At 72.2% G+C, this 20,139-nt stretch carries 22 protein-coding genes; 2 read left to right on the top strand and 20 right to left on the bottom strand.

The window, feature by feature from the left end; translation table 11 throughout:
- The 9 genes from V3N99_00215 to pdxT form a co-directional block, all read right to left on the bottom strand.
- On the bottom strand, positions 1 to 549 hold the full coding sequence (locus V3N99_00215; protein ID MEO3935158.1) for an adenine phosphoribosyltransferase: 549 nt from the start codon (positions 547 to 549) through the stop codon (positions 1 to 3).
- Complete coding sequence (gene secF / locus V3N99_00210; protein ID MEO3935157.1) at positions 546 to 1,793, bottom strand: protein translocase subunit SecF; 1,248 nt, start codon at positions 1,791 to 1,793, stop codon at positions 546 to 548. The genes V3N99_00215 and secF overlap by 4 nt, the downstream gene beginning before the upstream one ends.
- Positions 1,794 to 1,796: 3 nt before the next feature.
- Positions 1,797 to 3,710 (bottom strand): protein translocase subunit SecD, encoded by a 1,914-nt coding sequence (gene secD, locus V3N99_00205; protein ID MEO3935156.1) that lies wholly within the window; start codon positions 3,708 to 3,710, stop codon positions 1,797 to 1,799.
- A 7-nt stretch (positions 3,711 to 3,717) separates the two neighbouring features.
- Positions 3,718 to 4,020 (bottom strand): preprotein translocase subunit YajC, encoded by a 303-nt coding sequence (gene yajC, locus V3N99_00200; GenBank protein MEO3935155.1) that lies wholly within the window; start codon positions 4,018 to 4,020, stop codon positions 3,718 to 3,720.
- A gap of 222 nt (positions 4,021 to 4,242) precedes the next feature.
- Positions 4,243 to 5,376: a Holliday junction branch migration DNA helicase RuvB gene (ruvB, locus tag V3N99_00195; protein ID MEO3935154.1), complete on the bottom strand. Its 1,134-nt coding sequence runs from the start codon at positions 5,374 to 5,376 to the stop codon at positions 4,243 to 4,245.
- A gap of 5 nt (positions 5,377 to 5,381) precedes the next feature.
- Positions 5,382 to 5,981: a Holliday junction branch migration protein RuvA gene (ruvA, locus tag V3N99_00190; protein ID MEO3935153.1), complete on the bottom strand. Its 600-nt coding sequence runs from the start codon at positions 5,979 to 5,981 to the stop codon at positions 5,382 to 5,384.
- On the bottom strand, positions 5,978 to 6,526 hold the full coding sequence (gene ruvC, locus V3N99_00185; protein ID MEO3935152.1) for a crossover junction endodeoxyribonuclease RuvC: 549 nt from the start codon (positions 6,524 to 6,526) through the stop codon (positions 5,978 to 5,980). The genes ruvA and ruvC overlap by 4 nt, the downstream gene beginning before the upstream one ends.
- Before the next feature lie 148 nt (positions 6,527 to 6,674).
- Entirely contained in the window at positions 6,675 to 7,436 is a 762-nt protein-coding gene (locus V3N99_00180) for a YebC/PmpR family DNA-binding transcriptional regulator (protein ID MEO3935151.1), read from the bottom strand.
- Positions 7,437 to 7,479: 43 nt separating this feature from the next.
- Positions 7,480 to 8,112, bottom strand: coding sequence for a pyridoxal 5'-phosphate synthase glutaminase subunit PdxT (gene pdxT, locus V3N99_00175; protein MEO3935150.1), 633 nt, complete (start codon positions 8,110 to 8,112; stop codon positions 7,480 to 7,482).
- A 53-nt stretch (positions 8,113 to 8,165) separates the two neighbouring features.
- Here pdxT and kynU point away from each other — a divergent pair, with 53 nt between their 5' ends.
- Positions 8,166 to 9,410, top strand: coding sequence for a kynureninase (kynU, locus tag V3N99_00170; GenBank protein ID MEO3935149.1), 1,245 nt, complete (start codon positions 8,166 to 8,168; stop codon positions 9,408 to 9,410).
- A 10-nt stretch (positions 9,411 to 9,420) separates the two neighbouring features.
- Here the strand turns inward: kynU and V3N99_00165 are convergent, their stop codons facing one another.
- The gene (locus V3N99_00165) at positions 9,421 to 9,843 is read right to left on the bottom strand and encodes a MarR family transcriptional regulator (GenBank protein ID MEO3935148.1); all 423 of its coding nucleotides are present in this window, start codon (positions 9,841 to 9,843) and stop codon (positions 9,421 to 9,423) included.
- 131 nt (positions 9,844 to 9,974) lie between these two features.
- Here V3N99_00165 and V3N99_00160 point away from each other — a divergent pair, with 131 nt between their 5' ends.
- A complete protein-coding gene (locus V3N99_00160) occupies positions 9,975 to 10,151 on the top strand; it encodes a hypothetical protein (GenBank protein ID MEO3935147.1) in 177 nt (58 codons plus the stop codon).
- 155 nt (positions 10,152 to 10,306) lie between these two features.
- Here the strand turns inward: V3N99_00160 and pdxS are convergent, their stop codons facing one another.
- From pdxS to V3N99_00110, 10 genes are all read right to left on the bottom strand, one after another.
- Positions 10,307 to 11,215 (bottom strand): pyridoxal 5'-phosphate synthase lyase subunit PdxS, encoded by a 909-nt coding sequence (gene pdxS, locus V3N99_00155; GenBank protein ID MEO3935146.1) that lies wholly within the window; start codon positions 11,213 to 11,215, stop codon positions 10,307 to 10,309.
- Between the two features lie 115 nt (positions 11,216 to 11,330).
- Positions 11,331 to 11,882, bottom strand: a complete 552-nt coding sequence (locus V3N99_00150; protein MEO3935145.1) for a hypothetical protein — start codon at positions 11,880 to 11,882, stop codon at positions 11,331 to 11,333.
- Entirely contained in the window at positions 11,879 to 13,060 is a 1,182-nt protein-coding gene (locus V3N99_00145) for a glycosyltransferase family 4 protein (protein ID MEO3935144.1), read from the bottom strand. Before V3N99_00145 ends, V3N99_00150 begins: the two co-directional genes overlap by 4 nt.
- On the bottom strand, positions 13,060 to 14,037 hold the full coding sequence (locus V3N99_00140) for a phosphatidylinositol mannoside acyltransferase (protein ID MEO3935143.1): 978 nt from the start codon (positions 14,035 to 14,037) through the stop codon (positions 13,060 to 13,062). The genes V3N99_00145 and V3N99_00140 overlap by 1 nt, the downstream gene beginning before the upstream one ends.
- Positions 14,034 to 14,666, bottom strand: a complete 633-nt coding sequence (locus V3N99_00135; GenBank protein MEO3935142.1) for a CDP-alcohol phosphatidyltransferase family protein — start codon at positions 14,664 to 14,666, stop codon at positions 14,034 to 14,036. The genes V3N99_00140 and V3N99_00135 overlap by 4 nt, the downstream gene beginning before the upstream one ends.
- A 12-nt stretch (positions 14,667 to 14,678) precedes the next feature.
- A complete protein-coding gene (locus V3N99_00130) occupies positions 14,679 to 15,290 on the bottom strand; it encodes an HIT domain-containing protein (GenBank protein MEO3935141.1) in 612 nt (203 codons plus the stop codon).
- Positions 15,287 to 15,796, bottom strand: a complete 510-nt coding sequence (locus V3N99_00125) for an XdhC family protein (protein ID MEO3935140.1) — start codon at positions 15,794 to 15,796, stop codon at positions 15,287 to 15,289. Before V3N99_00125 ends, V3N99_00130 begins: the two co-directional genes overlap by 4 nt.
- Before the next feature lie 10 nt (positions 15,797 to 15,806).
- Entirely contained in the window at positions 15,807 to 16,739 is a 933-nt protein-coding gene (gene mmuM, locus V3N99_00120; protein MEO3935139.1) for a homocysteine S-methyltransferase, read from the bottom strand.
- Entirely contained in the window at positions 16,726 to 19,191 is a 2,466-nt protein-coding gene (ppsA, locus tag V3N99_00115) for a phosphoenolpyruvate synthase (protein ID MEO3935138.1), read from the bottom strand. Before ppsA ends, mmuM begins: the two co-directional genes overlap by 14 nt.
- Positions 19,188 to 20,072: a pyruvate, water dikinase regulatory protein gene (locus V3N99_00110; protein ID MEO3935137.1), complete on the bottom strand. Its 885-nt coding sequence runs from the start codon at positions 20,070 to 20,072 to the stop codon at positions 19,188 to 19,190. The genes ppsA and V3N99_00110 overlap by 4 nt, the downstream gene beginning before the upstream one ends.
- Positions 20,073 to 20,139: the final 67 nt, after the last annotated feature.

Below are 20,139 nucleotides of genomic sequence, written 5' to 3'. Positions count from 1 at the left end.
TCAGCTGGTGACGAGCGAGTGGACCTCGCGGCCCGGCAGGGCCGCGCGTCCGGGCAGGAATCCGATCTCGAGCACCACGTCGACCGCCACGACGACGGCGCCGGTGCGCTCGACCAGCGCACAGGCTGCGGCAGCAGTGCCACCGGTGGCGAGGACGTCGTCGACGACCAGCACCCGCTGGCCGACGCCGAACGAGCTCGTGGCCACCTCGAGGGTGGCCTCGCCGTACTCCAGGGCGTAGGACACCGCGTGGGTCTCGGGCGGCAGCTTGCCGGCCTTGCGCACGGGGACGAACCCGATGCCGAGACGGTAGGCGACGGCGGCCCCGAGGACGAAGCCACGGGCCTCGATCCCCGCGACCGCGTCGACCCTGCCGTCGTAGCGCCCGGCGATGTCGTCGACCAGGGCCCGCAGGGCGTCGGCGTCGGCCAGCAGGGGCGTGAAGTCCTTGAAGAGGATGCCGGGGGCCGGGAAGTCCGGCACGTCGCGCAACAGCGCCCTCACCCGCCCCGCCAGCTCGTCGTGGGGGTCGGGAGGCGGCGTGGTCACCGCTTGGACTTCGGGGGGCGCTTCGGCTGGTTGCGTGGCCCGGCCTGCGCCCACTTGTGCACCTGGCGACCCGCGCCACCGCCTGCCGGAGCATCCTGCCTGGTACCGCCGCCAGCGACGTCTTGCGGGTGGTCGGCGGGCGCAGTGTCCCCGCTGTCCCCGCTGTCCTCGGTGAGCGCCGGGTCCGGCAGCGTCGCGACGCCAGCCCCGCGTGCCGCCGAGGAGCCGGCAACGGCGCCGGCCGCCACGGTGGTGCGCTGGCCAGTGGTCCGGCCGCTCGTGCGCGCCACGAGCTTGTCCAGCTCGGTGATGTCACGCTCGTGCCGACGCAGATCGACCAGCAGCGGGGTCGCGATGAAGATCGACGAGTAGGCCCCCACCGCGATGCCCACGAAGAGCGCGAGGCTGAGGTCGAGCAGGGTGCCCGGACCCAGGGCCACGAAACCGACGACGAGGATGGCGGCGATCGGGAGCAGCGCCACGACCGTGGTGTTGATCGAGCGCACCAGGGTCTGGTTCACCGCGAGGTTGGCGGCCGCGCGATAGGTCGTCCGCTTCGACGACAGGGCGGCCGTCGTGTTCTCGCGCACCTTGTCGAAGACGACCACGGTGTCGTAGAGCGAGTAGCCGAGGATCGTGAGGAAACCGATCATCGACGATGGTGTGATCTCGAAGCCGAAGAGCGCGTAGATCCCGACCGTGATCACGAGGTCGTGCACCAGCGCGACGAGGCCGGCGACAGCCATCGTCCAGGTGCGGAAGTAGATCGCCATGAAGATGGCGACCAGCACGAGGAAGATCACCAGGCCCTGGATGGCCTTCGCGCTCACCGACGCCCCCCAGGACGGGCCGATGGACGACTTCGAGATGTTCTGTACCGGGACACCGAAGGTGGAGGCCAGCGCGGTCGCGGCGGCGTCGTTCTGCTCCCCGGCCGACTCGGTCTGCACCCGGACGGTGTCGCGACCGATGACGGTAGCGACGATGTTGCCACCCACGCCGGCGGTCGCCATGGCCTGCTGGGCCCGCTGCTCGTAGGCAGCGGTGCTCGAGACCCCGGGCACGCGGAACTCGGAACCACCGCGGAACTCGATCCCGAAGTTCAGCCCACGGGCGAAGACACCGATGAGGGCCAGGGCGATCAGCACCCCCGACACGACATACCAGACCTTCTGGCGACCGATGAAGTCGATGGAGCGCTTACCGGTGTAGAGGTCGTTGCCGACCTCGGCGAAGTTGACCATGGCTCAGGCCTTTCCTTCAGCTGACGCGCCGCGGACGACGGATCCGGTGGCGGGTTCGACCCCACCCGGGCGAGAGGACGCCGGCCGGGCGCCCGGGCCGGAGAACTGGCCCCGCCCGACGTAGCGGACCTTGGAGCCGAGCCGCTCGGGATCGAGCCCCGATAAGCGGTGCCCACCCCCGAAGAACTCGGTGCGGGCGAGGAGGGCCACGACGGGATGGGTGAAGAGGATGACCACGACGAGGTCGATCAGCGTCGTCACCCCGAGGGTGAAGGCGAATCCTCGCACGTTGCTCGCGGCGAGCAGGTAGAGCACGACGGCAGCGAGGAAGTTCACCGCGTCGGCGGCGAGGATGGTGCGCCGGGCACGAGCCCAGCCGGCCTCGACCGCCGCCACCAGCGGCCGACCGTCACGCACCTCGTCGCGCACGCGTTCGAAGTAGACGATGAACGAGTCGGCGGTCACGCCGATGGCCACGATGACGCCGGTGACGCCGGCCATGGTCAGTCGGAAGTCGTAGGACCAGCCGAGCAGCACCAGGGCGAGGTAGGTGATCACCGACGCGACGACGAGGGACGCCACCGTGACCAGACCGAGCAGCCGGTACTGCAGCAGCGAGTAGACGACCACCAGCAGCAGGCCGGCCAGCCCGGCGAGCAGGCCGAGCCGCAGCTGCTCGGAGCCGAGGGTCGGGCTGACGTCGTCCTGGGTCTGGAGCTTGAACGACAGGGGAAGCGCCCCGAACTTCAGCTGCTGGGCCAGGTCACGGGCACTGTCGATGGTGAACGAGCCGGTGATGCTGGCCCGGCCGGTGGTGATCGCGGCCTGGGTGGTCGGCGCGGAGATCACCTGCTTGTCGAGGACGATGGCGAACTGGTTCTGTGCCCCCTTGAGCCCGAGCAGCCGCGTGGTGACGTCGGCGAACTTCTTCGTGCCCTCACCGGTGAAGGTCAGGGCCACCTCGACCACGGTCGTCGGCTGTCCGTTGGGGCCTGCCTGGTAGCCCGAGGTGGCGTCGGAGATGTCGGTGCCGTCGACCTCGACCGGGCCGAGGACGTACTTCGCCTGACGGTTCGCCGAGCAGGCGACCAGCGGCTTGGCCGGGTCGTCGACCGTGGCCGAGGCCGTTTCGGGCTTGGAGCAGTCGAGGGCGCTGAAGGCCTTCGCCAGGTCGGGCGTGATCCAGGCGATGTCGCTGGCACTGGTCGGCTTGGCCGTGGGGGTGTCGGTCGGCTGGTCGAGGACCGGCGCGGACGAGCCCGGGGTCGCCGTGGTCGCGGTGCTGCCACCGGTGCTGGTGGCACCCGTGGCGCCGGTAGTACCTGTGGTTCCCGTGGTGGACGGCGTCGGGTCGGCAGCGCGCAGAGCCTCGGGGACCGCAGCGTTGGCCGACGTCTGCGGGGGGTCCGGTGTGAAGGCCGGAGCGCTCGTCGAGGGCGTAGCCGACGCGCTGGGTCTCGGTGTCGGCGTACCTGATGCCGCGGCAGTCGCACTCGCCGCGGCGGCGGCGGCCTGCGGCGAGCCGGCACCCTCTGCGAGCACGGCCCGGAACCGCAGCTGGGAGGGCTTCTTGATGGCGTTGAGCGTCGCCGGCGACGCGACCCCGGGGATGTCGACGACGATGTTGCGACCGCCCAGGGTCGAGACCTCGGCCTCGCTCACCCCGTAGGCGTTGACCCGGTTCTCGATGATGTCCCGGGCCTTGTCGATCTGACCCTGGCTGACCTGGGAGCCGTTGGCGACAACCGGCTCGAGCACGATCTCGGTGCCACCCTCGAGGTCGAGACCGAGCTTCGGGGTCCACTGGCCGCCACCCCAGGCGGCAGCAGCTGCGCTGCCGCCTACCAGCAGGGCAAGGAGCACGACGAGGGCCGCCAGGACCTGCCGGGGGCGTTTGGTGCGGGGATCGCGGGCCACAGGTGTCCTACTTCTCGTCGGTCGGGGAGGTCGGGGAGGTCGGGAGGGTGGGAAGGGTGGGCACGGCGAGGGCGACTGCCCGACGATCGAACTTCACCACGGTGCCCGGAGCCACCTGCAGGTGCGCCACCGTGTCGTCGAGCGCCGTGATGACGCCGTAGAGGCCGGAGGTCGTGCAGACCTCGGACCCGACCTCGAGCCCCGCCTGCAGCTCGAGGGCTGCCCGCTGGCGCCGTCGCTGGCTCCAGAACATGAAGCCGACGAGCAGCAGGAGCAGCAACGGCAGCAACAGGCCGCTCAGGTCAGTCATCGGTGGGTGGTCCTCGATCGGTGGTCCCCGCACGGGGAGGCGGGTGCGTTGGTGGGCTCAACGAGCCGGGGTGCGCACGAGTGCCGGCGACGGTGCCGGTGTGCCCGCGGAAGTCTAGGTGAGCGTCGGGGGTGGGACCAAAGGCATGTCGTGTGGCGGCTGGCTGCCCGGCGCGCGCCACCCCATGGGTGCCACCCGTGTGGGCCCCCTGCGGACGGCCGCTCAGCCCCGGAAACGCTCCTCGTCGTCGAGCGGAAGCGGCGCCTGGCCGGCGAGCAGCCCGGGTGCCGAGGCCGGCGGGGTGATCTGCAGGTGCCGCCACGCGTCGGGGGCCGCGGCGCGACCGCGGGGGGTGCGCACGATGAACCCCTCCCGCACGAGGAACGGCTCCGCGACCGTCTCGACGGTGTCGGCCTCTTCACCGACCGCGACGGCGAGCGTGCTCAGACCGACCGGACCACCCCCGAAGCGTCGGCACAGGGCCTCGAGGACGGCCCGGTCGAGCCGGTCGAGCCCACGCTCGTCGACGTCGAAGAGGGCGAGCGCCGTGCGGGCGGCCAGGAGATCGGCCACGCCCTGGCCGTGCACCTGCGCCCAGTCACGCACCCGACGCAGGAGCCGGTTCGCGACGCGCGGCGTGCCGCGCGACCGCAGGGCGATCTCGCGCACGGCGTCGTCGTCGGCGTCGATGCCCAGCAGGCGGGCCGAGCGTCGCAGGATGGTCACGAGGTCGTCGGTGGCGTAGAAGTCGAGGTGGCCGGTGAAGCCGAACCGGTCGCGCAGCGGTGCCGGGAGCAGACCCGCGCGAGTCGTCGCCCCCACCACGGTGAAGGGGGGCAGCTCGAGCGGGATGGCGGTGGCTCCCGGCCCCTTGCCGACGATGACGTCGACCCGGAAGTCCTCCATGGCGAGGTAGAGCATCTCCTCGGCCGAGCGCGACATGCGGTGGATCTCGTCGAGGAAGAGCACCTCGCCCTCGGCGAGCGACGACAGGATCGACGCGAGGTCGCCGGCGTGCTGGATGGCCGGGCCCGACGTGATCCGGATCGGCTGCTGGAGCTCGGCAGCGACGATCATCGCCAGGGTCGTCTTGCCCAGGCCGGGTGGGCCGGAGAGCAGCACGTGGTCGGGGGGGCTCCCCCGGCGGCGGGCCGCCTCGAGCACGAGGGCGAGCTGGTTGCGCACCCGCGGCTGCCCGGGGAACTCGTCGAGGCGACGCGGTCGCAACGCCGCCTCCACCTGCCGCTCCCCCTCGTCGCCCACGGGGTCGACGAGGCGCGCGGTCGCGTCCCAGGAGCCGTCGACGGCGGTCGCTGAGGACACGGCATCCGGGTCACCGTCCGGCTGCTCGGGCACCGCGCTCACCGTCCGAGCACCTGCAGCGCGGTGCGCAACAGCGCGGAGACGGACGTGTCCGGGGCCGGCGCGGTGGCCGCGACGGCGACGACGGTGTCGTCGGCCTGCTTGGCCGTCCAGCCCAGCCCGACCAGGGCGTCGCGCACCTGGTCCTGCCACGGCGCCGGCGCAGGTCGCCCACCCGTGCTCGCGGTGGCACCGACCACACTCCCGATGCGGTCGCGCAGCTCGAGGACGAGCCGTTCGGCACCCTTGCGACCGATGCCGGGCACCTTGGTGAGCGTGAGCACGTCGCCGCCGGCGACCGCCCGTCGCAGGGTGTCGGGCGCGTGCACCGCCAGCATGGCCAGCGCGAGCCGAGGCCCCACTCCGGAGACCGTCTGCACCGTCTCGAAGATCGCCCGCTCGTCGTCGTCGGCGAAGCCGTAGAGCGTCAGGGAGTCCTCGCGCACCACGAGGCTGGTCGCGAGCGAGGCCTCGACCCCGGGGCGCAGCGAGGCGGCCGTGGCGGGCGTCGTGTGCAGGAGCATGCCCACCCCGCCGACCTCGACGACCACGCGGTCCAGGCCCGCCCGCACGACGAGCCCACGGACACTGGCGATCATCGGGCCACCGCCCGGCGCGCAGCGAGGACGGCCTGCTGCTTGGCGGCGGCCTCGGCGAGCCTGGTCTGGGTGCTCCCGCGCCAGATCTGGCAGATGGCGAGGGCGAGCGCGTCGGCCGCGTCGGCCGGCTTGGGTGGGGTGTCGAGCAGGAGCAGCCGGGTCACCATGACGGTGACCTGCGCCTTGTCGGCCCGGCCCGACCCGGTGACCGACGCCTTGACCTCGGTCGGCGTGTGCAGCTGCACCGGTATGCCGCGCCGGACCGCAGCCAGCATGGCCACGGCCGAGGCCTGGGCCGTGCCCATCACGCTCGCGACGTTGACGTCGGCGAAGACGCGCTCGATGGCCACCACGTCGGGTCGGTGGCGCTCGACCCACTGCTCGATCTCGACCTCGAGGGCGAGCAGCCGCCGGGGGGTGTCGTCGCTGGCCGGGGTGCGGGCGACGCCGACGGCGACCATCGTGAGCCGGCGACCCGGCTCGCCCTCGACGACCCCGAGCCCGCACCGGGTCAGACCGGGGTCGACGCCGAGGACGCGCGTCACGGCCTACCTCCAGGAGTCGGGCGGCGAGCCGTCACGAGGACGACCCGTCCGAACAGGTGTTCGGGAGGAACGCTACCGCGTCGGGACGAGCGAGCGGTCACGGCGCGCCGACGGCGCGGCGCACGTCGTGGGCTGGGTGCCCGAGCGCCTACTCGTCGTCGTCGTCGAGCTCGGCCAGCACGTCGTCGGGCACGTCACCGTTGGCGTAGACGTTCTGCACGTCGTCGGAGTCCTCGAGGGCCTCGATGACGCGGAACATCTTGCGGGCCCCGTCGGCGTCGAGCGGCACCTGCAGATCGGGCACCCACGAGGCCTCGGCCGAGTCGTAGTCGATGCCGGCGGCCTGCACGGCGGTGCGGATCGCGACGAAGTCGCTGGCGCCAGAGACGATCTCGAAGGAGTCGCCGAGGTCGTTGACCTCCTCGGCGCCGGCGTCGAGCACGACCTCGAGCAGGTCGTCCTCGGTCAACGTGCCCTTGGGCACGACCACGACACCCTTGCGGTGGAAGACGTAGGACACGCTGCCGGGGTCGGCCAGCTGGCCACCGTTGCGGGTGAGCGCGGTGCGCACCTCGGCGGCCGCCCGGTTGCGGTTGTCGGTGAGGCACTCGATGAGCACCGCGACACCGTTGGGCGCGTAGCCCTCGTAGGTGATGGTCTGCCAGTCGGCGCCACCGGCCTCGGCTCCGCTCCCGCGCTTGACCGCGCGGTCGATGTTGTCGTTGGGGACCGACGTCTTCTTGGCCTTCTGCACCGCGTCGTAGAGCGTGGGGTTGCCGACGACGTCACCCCCACCGGTGCGGGCGGCGACCTCGATGTTCTTGATGAGCTTGGCGAAGAGCTTGCCGCGCCTGGCGTCGACGACCGCCTTCTTGTGCTTGGTGGTGGCCCACTTGGAGTGCCCGCTCATGCGCGTCCCTTCGATAGCACTGCACCCCGACAACCAGTGCAGTTCACAGATTCTTCACCATGTCGACGAACAGGGCGTGGACCCTCCGGTCACCGGTCACCTCGGGGTGGAAGGAGGTGGCGAGCAGCGCGCCCTGTCGAACGGCGACGATCCTACCCGCGGCGGGCCCAGTCTCGACACGGGCGAGCGTCTCGACCGCGTCGCCGGCGCTCTCGACCCACGGCGCACGGATGAACAGCGCGTGCACGGGGGTGTCGAACCCACTGAAGGCGAGATCCTCCTCGAACGAGTCGACCTGGCGCCCGAAGGCGTTGCGCCTCACGGTGATGTCGAGCCCGCCGACCGTCTGCTGGTCGGGGCGGCCATCGGTGATGCGGTCGGCGAGCAGGATCATCCCGGCGCAGGAGCCGTAGACCGGCAGGCCCCCGGCGATCCGCTCGCGCAACGGCGCCTGCAGCTCGAAGGCGCGCAGCAGCTTGTCCATCGTCGTCGACTCGCCCCCGGGCAGGACCAGCCCGTCGACGGCTGCCAGCTCGGTGGGGCGTCGGACGGTGACGGCGCGCGCGCCGCAGGCCTCCAGGGCCTGAACGTGCTCGCGCACGTCCCCCTGGACCGCGAGGACGCCGATGGTCGGCCCGGTCGTCGGGGAGTGGACTGGTCGCAGGGTGGTTGTCACGACAAGGACGCTACGGGGTGCCCCGCCGTCGGCCCCGATAGGATCGACATCTCATGCCGACCCACCCCGCCCTCGTCTCCCGGGCGGCGGCGCTCGACGCCGAGCACGCCGCCGCCGACCGGTCCTCCCGCTTCGTCCTGCCCGAGGGGCTGGTCTACCTCGACGGCAACTCGCTCGGAGCCCTGCCCGTGGGGGTGGCCGAACGGGTGTCCGAGGTGGTCACGCGGGAGTGGGGCCAGGGTCTGGTGCGGTCGTGGAACGACGCTGCGTGGTGGCCCGCCGCCGAGCGGGTGGGCGACCGCATCGGCGCCCTCGTCGGAGCCGCCTCCGGGCAGACCGTCGTCACCGACTCGACGACGACCAACATCTTCAAGGTCGTCGCCGCTGCCGCGCGGATGCGTCCGGGCCGCGCCCGGGTGCTCGTCGACACCGACTCCTTCCCCACCGACCTCTACGTCGTCAGCTCGGCCGCCGATCTCGTGGGCCTGACTGTCGAGCGCGTGCACCCCGCCAACGCGGCGACGCGTGTGCGCGAGCTCGGCGACGACGTGGCCCTGACCGTCTACTCGTCGCTCGACTACCGCACCGGCGAGCTGTGGGACCTCGACGAGATCACCCGCGCCGTCCACGGGGTGGGTGGCCTGTCGTGCTGGGACCTCTGCCACAGCGCGGGAGTGCTCGACCTGCACCTCGACGACGCCGGCGCCGACTTCGCCATCGGCTGCGGCTACAAGTACCTCAACGGCGGCCCGGGGGCGCCGTCGTTCGTCTACGTGCGCCGCGAGCACCTCGAGCAGTTCCACAACCCGCTGGCCGGGTGGAACGGCCATGCCCGCCCCTTCGGTATGGAGCCCGACTACGTCCCCTCCCCCACGATCAGCCGGGCGCGCACCGGCACCAGCCCGATGATCAGCCTGCTGGCCCTCGAGGCTGCGCTCGCCGCCTACGACGGGGTGGAGGTCGCTGCGCTGCGCGCCCGCTCCCTGTCGCTGACGGCCTTCTTCGTCGAGTGCCTCGGCGGGCTCGGCGTCGACCTGCCGCTCGCGACGCCGATGGACGGTGACCGCCGCGGGTCGCAGGTGTCACTGCGCCACCCCGCGGCGTATGGAGTGGTGCAGGCCCTCATCGCCCGCGGCGTGATCGGCGACTTCCGCGAGCCCGACATCATCCGGCTGGGCTTCGCGCCGCTCTACGTCAGCCACGCGGACGCCCTGGCCGCCGCCGAGCACCTGGCCGCCGTCCTCGCCGGGGCCGAGCACGAGAGCCCGCAGAACACGCGCCGCGCGCTGGTGACCTGACACCGCCCGCTCAGGTGCCGAGGCCCTCGCGCAGCTGGGTCAGCGCGCCGTCGAGCTGGCTGCGCTTCGTCTCCGGCAGGGACAGGCCCTCGTCCAGCGCCGCGGCGACGCTGGTGCTCGCCTTCGCGAGCTGACGCCGGCCGGACGCGGTGAGGGAGACGGTCGCCGAGCGTCGGTCCTCCGGGTGCGGCTTGCGCTTGACCCATCCGGCCTGCTCCAGCCGGTCGACCGCCTTGCTGGCCCCGCCGACCGAGACGCCGAGCTCGCTCGCCAGATCCTGCACGCGCGTGGCCTCGAGCCGGCCGATGGCCAGCAGCGGGAGGTACGACGAGACCTCGGGCCCGCCGTCGGCCCTCAACCGGCGCTCGACGAGGTCAACCAGTCTCAGCTGGACGAAGACGAGGTCGGAGAAGAAGCCAGTCACGTCGCTCACCTGTCGATCATAGGTCCCAGGAAGTCGTCACCCGGATGACCGGTTCCCACGACACGACCTCCCATGGACGCCTGCACCGGTTAGCCTTCGCTGACCCGGGGCGGCAGCCCCACTCCACAGGAGGCTCAGCCATGGTGTTCTGGATCGCGATCGGTTCCCTGCTCGTGCTCACCCTCGCCGGGGCGTGGGTGCTCGACCGTCGCCACGGAGGCGGACGGCTCAGCCCCCACGCGGTGGACGACCACACCGCAGCCGTGGCCACGGTGGAGGTCAACCGCCTGCACCAGAACGGCGGCTGGGCCGGCTGACCCCCCCTCCCCTCCCCCCACCCAACCCACCCAACGCCTGCGTTCCAAACTAGGGAAACCCTTGGTTCTGACGTCTGGAGGGCGCCGAACCAAGGGTTTCCCTAGTTTGGAACGCGCGGGGGGTGGGGCGACGGTGGGGGGTGGGGGGTGGGGGGTTACCAGCCGCGCTCGGCGAGCCGGTGGGGCTCGGGGATCTCCTCGACGTTGATGCCGACCATGGCCTCGCCGAGGCCGCGCGAGACCTTGGCCACCATGTCGGGGTCGTCAAAGAAGGTCGTGGCCTTCACGATGGCCTCGGCGCGCTGTGACGGGTTGCCGGACTTGAAGATGCCCGAGCCGACGAACACGCCCTCGGCTCCCAGCTGCATCATCATCGCGGCGTCGGCGGGGGTGGCGATGCCACCGGCGGTGAAGAGCACGACCGGCAGCTTGCCCGTGCGGGCGATCTCCTTGACCAGGTCGACCGGGGCCTGCAGCTCCTTGGCGGCGACGTAGAGCTCCTCGTCGCGCATCGTCGTCAGGCGCCGGATCTCACCACCGATCTTGCGCATGTGGGTCGTCGCGTTGGAGACGTCACCGGTGCCGGCCTCGCCCTTGGAGCGGATCATGGCCGCACCCTCGGAGATGCGGCGGAGCGCCTCACCGAGGTTGGTGGCCCCGCAGACGAAGGGGGCCTGGAACAGCCACTTGTCGATGTGGTGGGCGTAGTCGGCCGGGGTGAGCACCTCGGACTCGTCGATGTAGTCGACCCCGAGGCTCTGCAGCACCTGGGCCTCGACGAAGTGGCCGATGCGGGCCTTGGCCATCACGGGGATCGACACCGCGGCGATGATGCTGTCGATCATGTCGGGATCGCTCATCCGCGAGACGCCGCCCTGGGCCCGGATGTCGGCGGGCACGCGCTCGAGAGCCATCACCGCGACGGCTCCGGCGTCCTCGGCGATCTTGGCCTGGTCGGCCGTCACGACGTCCATGATGACGCCGCCCTTGAGCATCTCGGCCATGTTGCGCTTGACGGGCGTCGTGCCGGTCAGGGGACCTGGGTCGGGGGTCTGCTGCTCCACTGCGGTTCCTTGCTCTGGGTGGTGGCGGGCCCCGGGGTAACGAGGGCCGATGAGCCCATCGTAGTTCGGACCGGCCCCACCCCTCCCGCGTGGTCGGGCGGTCTCTGGGGTCGCGTCAGTCACGCAGCGGCGAGGGCAGGGCGTCGTCGAAGTCGATGCTGTCGGGCAGCTCGGCGCGCCCGGCCAGACGGAAGACCCGCACGACGCCCTTGCGGCGCACCCGGCGCACGTCACTGACGGCGTCGTTGTGGAACCGGCGGGCCAGCTGCACCCGCGTGCCGGCGGCGCCGATGCGGTCGAGACCGTCGTGAGGCACCCCGTCGACGGCCCGCAGCTCGTCGACGACCTCGGGCGTCAGCACCGCAGCCAGCGCCTCGGTGACGTCGGACTCGACGGCTGCCCGCTCCCGCTCGTCGCTGTCGTCGGCATGGGCCAGGGAGTCGGCCGCGGCCGCCGCGAGCACCAGCCCGGAGGCCGGGTCGAGCAGGCCCGAGGTCGCGAGCTCGAGGGTGGCCTCGGCGCGACGCACGAGCTGGGCGTCGAGGGCGGCATACGTGGCCTCGACGCGGCCGTGCAGCCGGTCGAGGCGGGCCGCGCTGTAGGACAGGAACCACGCCAACGCGATGAGGACGACCGCGGCGAACGCGATGACGTCGAGGGTGGTCACGACCTGCTCCGGCCGCGCAGCAGGCGGGCCCAGCGCGGCGAGGAGCCGCCGGAGGAGTGGACGATCGAGGCTCCTGCGGTGACGGTCTCGTAGACCGCCATGATGTCGGCGGCGACCACCGACCAGTCGAAGGTGTCGGCCCGGCGGCGTCCCCGCGCGGCGACGGCCGCCCGGGCGACCGGGTCGTGCACCATAGCGAGCAGGGCCCGGGCCAGGTCGTCGGGGTCCTCGTTGCGGAAGGTCATGCCGGCCTGACCGTCGTCGAGCACGCGCACGAACGCCGGGAGGTCGCTGGCGAGGACCGCCGCCCCGGCGCTCATGGCCTCGATGAGGATGATGCCGAAGCTCTCACCCCCGGTGTTGGGCGCGACGTAGGCGTCGACCGAGCGCAGGAGCCGGGCCTTGTCCTCGTCGGTGACGGCGCCGAGGAACTCGCAGGCCGCGGCGATCTCGGGGGGCAGGTCGGCCCGCACCTCGTCGGCGTCCCCCGGCCCCGCGACGAGCACCCGCAGCCCCGGCACCGCCGCGAGCACGGTGGGCAGGGCCCGGGCGAGCACGGGCAGCCCCTTGCGTGGCTCCAGCATGCGCCCCAGGAAGGCGATCGTCGGGCGCTCGGAGGTGCCCTGCCACTCGGGCCTCGGCTCGGCCAGGTCGAAGCGGTCGACGAAGACGCCGTTGGGGATGACGACGGCGTCACCGCCGACGTGGGTCGTGACCGTGCGGCGGGCATCCTCCGACACGGCGATCCGCCCGGTGATCTTCTCCAGGCTCGGCCGCACGATGGGGTAGGCCGCCTGCATCACCCGTGAGCGCAGGTTCGAGGTGTGGAAGGTGGCGACGATCGGGCCCTCGGCCGCCCACATCGCCAGCATCGAGATGCTCGGGGTGATCGGCTCGTGCAGGTGCAGCACGTCGAAGTCGCCGTCGTCGAGCCAGCGCGAGACCCGCGCGGCGCTCACCGGGCCCATGTTCAGCCGGGCCACCGACCCGTTGTAGCGGATGGGGACCGCCCGTCCGGCGCTCACGACGTAGGGCGGCAGGACCGTGTCCTCGTCGGAGGGCGCCAGCACGCTGACGTCGTGACCCTGCGCGAGGAAGACCTCGGCCAGGTCGCGCACGTGGAACTGCACGCCCCCGGGCACGTCGAAGGAGTAGGGGCAGACCAGCCCGATGCGCATCAGGGCCCCGCCGGTGCGGCGACGGGCGGCTCCGCCTCGGTGAAGACCCGCTGGAGCATGTGCCAGTCGCTCGTGCGCGAGCGGATCCCCTCGCCCAGGTGGTCGGCGCAGGCCTGCGTCATGGCCGCGACCTTCTGCGTGGTCGTGCCGGAGGTCGGCACCTCGATGAGCGCGGAGAACTCGCAGACCACGCCCCAGCCGCTGCCCGGCACGACGGAGTTGCGCTCGTAGTGGATCGACACCGCATACAGCGGGGCGCCGGTCACCAGGGCGAGGGCCGCCGGCCCCTTGGCCATCTTGACGGGGTGGCCGCACAGCTGCACCGGCACGCCGCTGCCGCTCAGGTCGCGGTCGGCCAGCAGGCAGATGAACTGCCCCTGCGTGGCGGCGCGACGCAGCCCGGCGAAGGTCTCGGCGCCGCCGTCGAGGGGCAGGATGCTCATCCCCAGCGAGGTGCGGAAGTCGAGGAACTCGTCGAAGACCTCGGTCGGCCGCAGCCGCTCCGCCACCGTCGTCACCGGCGCCAGCTGGCTGGTCGACCAGGCCCCCGCGAGGTCCCAGTTGCCCAGGTGCCCGAGGAAGGCGACCACCGATCCGCCGGCGTCGAGCACCTCGCGGCAGTGCTCGTCGCCGGTCAGCCGCACCGAGCGGGCGAGCACCTCGGGCGCCAGGTCAGGCAGCCGGAAGGAGTCGCAGTAGTAGCGCAGGTAGGAGCGCATGCCCTCGCGCACGAGGGCGTCGAGCCCTGCGCCGTCGAGCTCGGGCCGCACCAGCGCGTAGTTGGCGCGCAGGCGTTGCACGCCCCTGCCCGCACGCGCGACGGTGCGGTCGGCGATGACGTCGAAGATCCGGTATGCGGCCCTCGCCGGCAGGGCGCGCACCGCGCCCCACCCGAGCCGGTAGCCCAGCACGACCGCCCGGTCGACGACCCGGGCGCGCAGCCGCGTCAGGTGGCCGTCGCGGGCGCGGTCGGTCACGGAGCCGGGCGCTCGAGAGCCGCGAAGGCCTGCTGGCGCACCGTGAGCATCCGCTGCACCACGGTCACCAGGCTGGCGACGGCGAGCAGCCCGAGCACGAACCCGAGCACGGCGACCGGCAGCCCGAGACCGACCAGCCCGGTGGCCAGCAGCACGGCGAACAGCCGGTCGGCCCGCTCGGCGATGCCGACGTTGGCCGTCATGCCGAGCCCCTCGGCGCGGGCCTTGGCGTAGCTCACCACCATGCCGAAGGTGAGGCAGGCGAGGGCGAGGGCGGCATACAGGAGGTTGTTCTGGGGGCCGCTGCGGGCGAAGCCGATGACCAGGCCACCGAAGATGGCCGCGTCGGCGACCCGGTCGAGGGTCGAGTCGAGGAAAGCACCCCACGGGCCCTGGCGGCCCTGGAGCCGCGCCATCACGCCGTCGACGTTGTCGCTGAAGATGAAGAGCACCACGACGAGGGTGCCCCAGAAGAAGTGCCCGAAGGGGTAGAAGACCAGGGCTCCTGCGCACACACCGAGCGTGCCGACGACGGTGACGACGTCGGGGCTGATCCCCATCGCGAGGAACAGCTTGGCGGGCGGGGTCATGACCTTGGTCCAGGACTCGCGCAGGGCTCGGTTCAGCATGTCCAGCCCAGCCTAGTGGCCGTGGGCCACCTCGCTGAGCCCCCACGCTGCGGCGAGACGGGAGCGGGCGTCCTCCAGCAGCATCGGCAGGGCCCTGGTCTGGGCCACGACGGGGAGGAAGTTGGCGTCACCACCCCAGCGGGGGACGACGTGCTGGTGCAGGTGCGCGGCCACGCCCGCCCCGGCGACGGCCCCCTGGTTCATGCCCAGGTTGAACCCGTGCGGAGCCGACACCCGCTCGAGCGCGCGCAGGGCCTGCTTGGTCAGGCGGGTGAACTCGTACGTCTCGTCGTCGGTCAGGTCGACGTAGAGCGAGACGTGGCGGTAGGGGCAGACCAGCACGTGGCCGGCGTTGTAGGGGAAGAGGTTCATCACCACGAAGCAGTGGTCGCCGCGGTGGACGATCAGACCCTGCTCGTCGGTGCGGGTCGGCGCGAGGCAGAAGGGGCACCCGTCACCCGCCTCGTCGCTCGGCCGGTCGCCGCCGATGTAGACCATGCGGTGCGGGGTCCACAGCCGCTGGAAGCCGTCGGGATCGCCGGCGAAGTCGCGCTCGTGCTCGGTCGCGGGACCAGCCCCGGGCTGCGGCCGTGGCCCAGGCCCGTCGGGTGCGTGGTCGCTCACGGCGCCGCCAGCCCGCTGCGGTCACCGGCCCGCACCAGCTTGCCGTTGGCCCAGGCCACCACCTCGGCGACGACCGACAGGCCCATCTCCCCTGCCGTGCGCCCTCCGGTGTCGAGCCCCACGGGCACGTGGAGGTGCTCGAGGGCCGGGTCGGTCTGCCCCTCGGCCCGCAGCGCCTCGAAGACGCCGCGCGCGCGCGAGCGGCTGCCCATCATCCCGACGTAGCCCGCACCGGACGCCAGCGCGGCGCGGATCACCTCGGCGGTCCCGGGCGCGTCGTGGTCGGTCAGGACCACGGCGTGACGCGGCCCGGGCGCCAGGGCGGCGAGGGCCTCGGCGACCGGGCCGTCGTGGTCGTCGAGCACCTGGGTGGTCAGACCCACCGTGGCGGCGAGGGCGACGACGGCGTCGGCGATCACGGTGCGGGTGACCACGACGAGGGTCACGTCGGGGCCGGTGGCCCCCTCGAGGACGGACTCGGGGACGCTGCTCAGGCCGCTGCTCATGCCGTGGACGCTACCCGGACGTGCCTCGCAGTGGTGAGAGGGCCACCGCCAGCTCGGCGATGTCGGCCGGTCCGACCCGGCAGCACCCGCCCACGAACCCTGCCCCCGCTGCCACCCAGGCCCGAGCGAGCTCGGTCGGCGAGCTGCCGTCCCCGAGCCAGGTGCGGGTGGCGGCGTCCCAGGTCTCGCCCCGGTTGGGGTAGGCGACGGCGGGCCGCCCGGTGGCGGCGACAGCCGTGGTGACGGCGTCCAGCACGTCGGCGGGAGCGGAGCAGTTGACGCCGGCGGCGACCACGGCGGTGCTGCCGGCCAGCACGTCGTACGCCTCCTGCAGGCTCTGCCCCGCGCGGGTCCGTCCGCCGTCGACGGAGTAGGACACCCACGCAGGCAGGCCGAGCTCGTCGAGCAGCGGCACGAGGGCCTCGGCCTCGCGCACGTCGGGGATGGTCTCGACGGCGATGAGGTCGGGGCCGGCTGAGGCGAGGAGCTCGAGGCGGGGGCCGTGGAAGTCGCGCAGGGCCGCAGCGCTGAGGCCGTAGTCCCCGCGGTACTCGGACCCGTCGGCCAGCACCGCGCCGTAGGGGCCGACGGAGGCTGCGACGAAGAGGCGGCGACCGTCCTGGGCGGCCTCGTCGCGGGCCTGCCGGGCCAGGCTCACGCTGGCCCGGATCAGCGCCTGCGCCTCCTGCTCGTCGAAGCCGGCGGCCACGAGGCTCGGCACGCTCGCCTGGTAGCTGGCGGTCGTGGCGACGTCGGCCCCGGCCGAGAAGTAGTCACGGTGGACGGCCACGACCTCCTGCGGGTCGTCGCGCAGGAGCCGCGCGGTCCACAGCGCCGACGACAGGTCGGCGCCGCGGTCCTCGAGCGCGTTGGACAGGCCCCCGTCGAGGACCAGCAGGGACGGCAGGGTCACCCGCGACACCACGGGGTCAGGCGTCGACACCCACACCGCCCAGACGCAGCCAGGTGTCGACGACGGTGTCGGGGTTGAGCGACATGGACTCGATGCCCTGGTCGAGCAGCCACTGGGCGAGGTCAGGGTGGTCGGACGGGCCCTGGCCGCAGATGCCGACGTACTTGTCGAGCTTCTTGCAGGCCGTGATGGCCAGGCTCAGCATGTGCAGCACAGCGGGGTCGCGCTCGTCGAAGCCATCGGCCACGAGGGCCGAGTCGCGGTCGAGCCCGAGGGTCAGCTGGGTCATGTCGTTGGAGCCGATCGAGAAGCCGTCGAAGTGCTCGAGGAACTGCTCGGCGATCACCGCGTTGGACGGCACCTCGCACATCATGACGACCTTGAGGCCGTTCTCGCCGCGCACCAGGCCGTTCCTGCCGAGCAGCTCGATGACGCCCTTGGCCTCCTTGATCGTGCGGACGAAGGGGATCATGACCTGCACGTTGGTCAGGCCCATCTCGTCACGCACGAAGCGCATCGCCTCGCACTCCATCGCGAAGCACTCGGCGAAGTCCGGCGAGAGGTACCGCGAGGCGCCGCGGTAGCCGATCATCGGGTTCTCCTCGTCGGGCTCGTAGCGCTCACCGCCGACGAGGTTGGCGTACTCGTTGGACTTGAAGTCCGACAGCCGCACGATGACGGGGTGGGGGGCGAAGGCCGCCCCGATCATGGCGATGCCCTCGGCGACCCGCTGGACGAAGAACTCGCGCGGCCCGGCGTACGCCGCCGTGATCTGCGCGATCTCGTCGCGCAGGGCGTCGGGCAGCGAGTGCGGGTCGGCCGCGAGGTCGAGCAGCGCCTTGGGGTGGATGCCGATCTGGCGGTTGATGACGAACTCGAGCCGGGCCAGCCCCACACCGGCGTTGGGCAGGGCGGCGAAGGCGAAGGCCTGCTCGGGGGTGCCGACGTTCATCATGATCTTGACCGGCAGCTCGGGCATCGAGTCGAGCTCGGTGCGCTCGATGTCGAAGGGCAGGATGCCCTCGTAGACCAGGCCGGTGTCGCCCTCGGCGCAGGTGACGGTGACCTCGCGGCCGTCGGCGAGGTCCTTGGTGCCGCTGCCCGTGCCGACCACCGCGGGGATGCCCAGCTCACGGGCGATGATCGCGGCGTGGCACGTGCGGCCGCCCCGGTTGGTGACGATGGCCGAGGCCCGTTTCATGATCGGCTCCCAGTCGGGGTCGGTCATGTCGGCGACGAGCACCTCACCCTCCTGGAAGTCGTGCATCTCGTCGATGGAGCGCATGACCCGCACGGCGCCGGCGCCGATCTTCTGACCGATGGCGCGGCCCTCGACGAGCACCGACGCCGCCTTGGTCACCCGGGGGTCCATCCGGAAGCGCTCGAGGGCCCCCGTCCGACGTGACTGCACCGTCTCGGGGCGCGCCTGCAGCACGTAGAGCCGGCCGTCGATGCCGTCCTTGCCCCACTCGATGTCCATGGGTCGGCCGTAGTGGTCCTCGATGACGAGGGCGTGGCGGGCCAGCTCCTCGACCTCGGAGTCGGTGAGGCTGAAGCGCGCGCTGTCGGCCGGGTCGACCTCGACGAACTCGGTGGTGCGCCCGACGGTGGTGTCCTGCGTGTAGACCATCTTGGTCGCCTTGCCGCCGATGCCGCGCTTGAGCACGGCCGGGCGCTCCGCGCGCAGGGCGGGCTTGTAGACGTAGAACTCGTCGGGGTTGACCGCGCCCTGCACGACGCCCTCGCCGAGCCCGAAGGCCGAGGTGACGAAGACGGCGTCGGCGAAGCCCGACTCGGTGTCCATGGTGAACATCACACCGGACGAGCCGATGTCGGAGCGCACCATGCGCTGCACCCCGGCCGACAGGCCCACGTCGCCGTGCGCGAAGCCATGATGCACGCGGTAGGCGATGGCGCGGTCGTTGTAGAGCGACGCGTAGACCTCGCGGATCGACTGCAGCACGGCGTCGATGCCCCGCACGTTGAGGAAGGTCTCCTGCTGGCCGGCGAAGGACGCGTCGGGCAGGTCCTCGGCCGTGGCGGACGAGCGCACGGCGAAGGACGGCTCCTCGGAGCCGTCGCCGCCGGACGAGGCCTCGGCCACGAGCTGCTCGAAGGCCGTGCGGATGTCGGCCTCGAGGTCTGCGGGGAAGGACTGGGCCACGACGGCCTCGCGGATCTCGCGCCCGACGACGGCCAGTCGTCGCACGTCGTCGGTGTCGAGGTCGTCGACCAGGGCCGAGATGCGCTGCGCCAGACCGGTGTCACCGATGAACCGGTGGTAGGCGTCGGCGGTCGTCGCGAAGCCGTTGGGGACCCGCACCCCGAGGTCGGTCAGGTTGGCGACCATCTCACCGAGGGAGGCGTTCTTGCCCCCGACCTGGTCGAGGTCGCCCATGCCCACGTCGGCGAACCACCGCACATTCGGGTGGGTCGGGCTCGACGCCGAGGTCGGGCTCTCCGTGGTGGGGGCGTGGGTCATGACGTGCCTCTCTGGTACGGGGTGCGGCGGCTACCGGTGCTGCCGGGTGACTTCTTGAGCGACTGGATGACCAGGGTCGAGATCTCCTCGACCGAGCGGGCCGACGAGTCGATGACGGGCACGTGGTGGGCGGCGAAGATCTCGCCGGCCCGACGCAGCTCCCAGCGGCACTGGGCCGGGCTGGCGTACGTCGACCCGGGTCGCCGCTCGTTGCGCACGCGGCTGAGCCGGTCGACGGTCGTCGTGATGCCGAAGCACCGGTCGGCGTAGTCGCGCACCGGTCGCGGCAGGTCGTGCTCGGCGAGGTCCTCGTCGACGAGCGGGTAGTTGGCGACGAAGAGCCCGTGCTGGAGCGCCAGGTACATGCTCGTCGGGGTCTTGCCGCAGCGTGAGGGCGCCAGCAGGATGACGTCGGCCTTGTCGAGCGCACGCAGGCTCTGCCCGTCGTCGTGCTCGATGGTGAACTCCACCGCCGCCATGCGGTTGTTGTAGCGCTTGATGTCACCGACGCCGTGCAGCCGCGACGGCTCGCGCACGCCCCGGCGACCGAGGACCGCCTCCACCGGCTGCATGTGCTGCTCGAAGAAGTCGATCACGGGCGCCGAGGTGCGGCGCAGCTCGACGCGCACCGACTCCTTGGCCGCGGTGCAGAACACGAGCGGGACCACCGGCCCCCGCATCACGTCGTCGAGCATCGCGACGACCTCCCGGGCCTGCTCCACCGTCGTGATGAAGGGGATGACGGTGCGCTCGAAGATGACGTCGGGGAACTGGATCAGCAGGGCGTTGCCCATCGTCTCGGCGCTGATGCCCGTGCTGTCACTGAGGAAGAAGACAGGGACCACCCCGTCGTCGTCGCTGCCCTGCCTGGTCTCCTGCATGGTCCTCCTCGCCCCCTTGGCAGGCTAGTGGGTCAGGAGGCGGTTGAAGGCCGCCCTGCGTCAGCGG

The organism is Dermatophilaceae bacterium Soc4.6, from assembly GCA_039889245.1.
In the GTDB taxonomy this organism is placed as follows: Bacteria; Actinomycetota; Actinomycetes; order Actinomycetales; family Dermatophilaceae; genus Lapillicoccus.
Note: the sequence above shows the minus strand (reverse complement) of the source record. Positions and strands in the feature narration are given on the sequence as shown.

Excerpts from the sequence above, each read along its gene's own strand:
- V3N99_00135 (MEO3935142.1), bottom strand. The coding sequence starts at position 14,666 with ATGCTGAACCGAGCCCTGCGCGAGTCCTGGACCAAGGTCATGACCCCG.
- kynU (MEO3935149.1), top strand. The coding sequence starts at position 8,166 with ATGCCGACCCACCCCGCCCTCGTCTCCCGGGCGGCGGCGCTCGACGCC.
- V3N99_00145 (MEO3935144.1), bottom strand. The coding sequence starts at position 13,060 with ATGCGCATCGGGCTGGTCTGCCCCTACTCCTTCGACGTGCCCGGGGGC.
- V3N99_00110 (MEO3935137.1), bottom strand. The coding sequence starts at position 20,072 with ATGCAGGAGACCAGGCAGGGCAGCGACGACGACGGGGTGGTCCCTGTC.
- secF (MEO3935157.1), bottom strand. The coding sequence starts at position 1,793 with ATGGTCAACTTCGCCGAGGTCGGCAACGACCTCTACACCGGTAAGCGC.
- V3N99_00160 (MEO3935147.1), top strand. The coding sequence starts at position 9,975 with ATGGTGTTCTGGATCGCGATCGGTTCCCTGCTCGTGCTCACCCTCGCC.
- ppsA (MEO3935138.1), bottom strand. The coding sequence starts at position 19,191 with ATGACCCACGCCCCCACCACGGAGAGCCCGACCTCGGCGTCGAGCCCG.
- ruvA (MEO3935153.1), bottom strand. The coding sequence starts at position 5,981 with ATGATCGCCAGTGTCCGTGGGCTCGTCGTGCGGGCGGGCCTGGACCGC.
- V3N99_00125 (MEO3935140.1), bottom strand. The coding sequence starts at position 15,796 with ATGAGCAGCGGCCTGAGCAGCGTCCCCGAGTCCGTCCTCGAGGGGGCC.
- V3N99_00180 (MEO3935151.1), bottom strand. The coding sequence starts at position 7,436 with ATGAGCGGGCACTCCAAGTGGGCCACCACCAAGCACAAGAAGGCGGTC.
- yajC (MEO3935155.1), bottom strand. The coding sequence starts at position 4,020 with ATGACTGACCTGAGCGGCCTGTTGCTGCCGTTGCTGCTCCTGCTGCTC.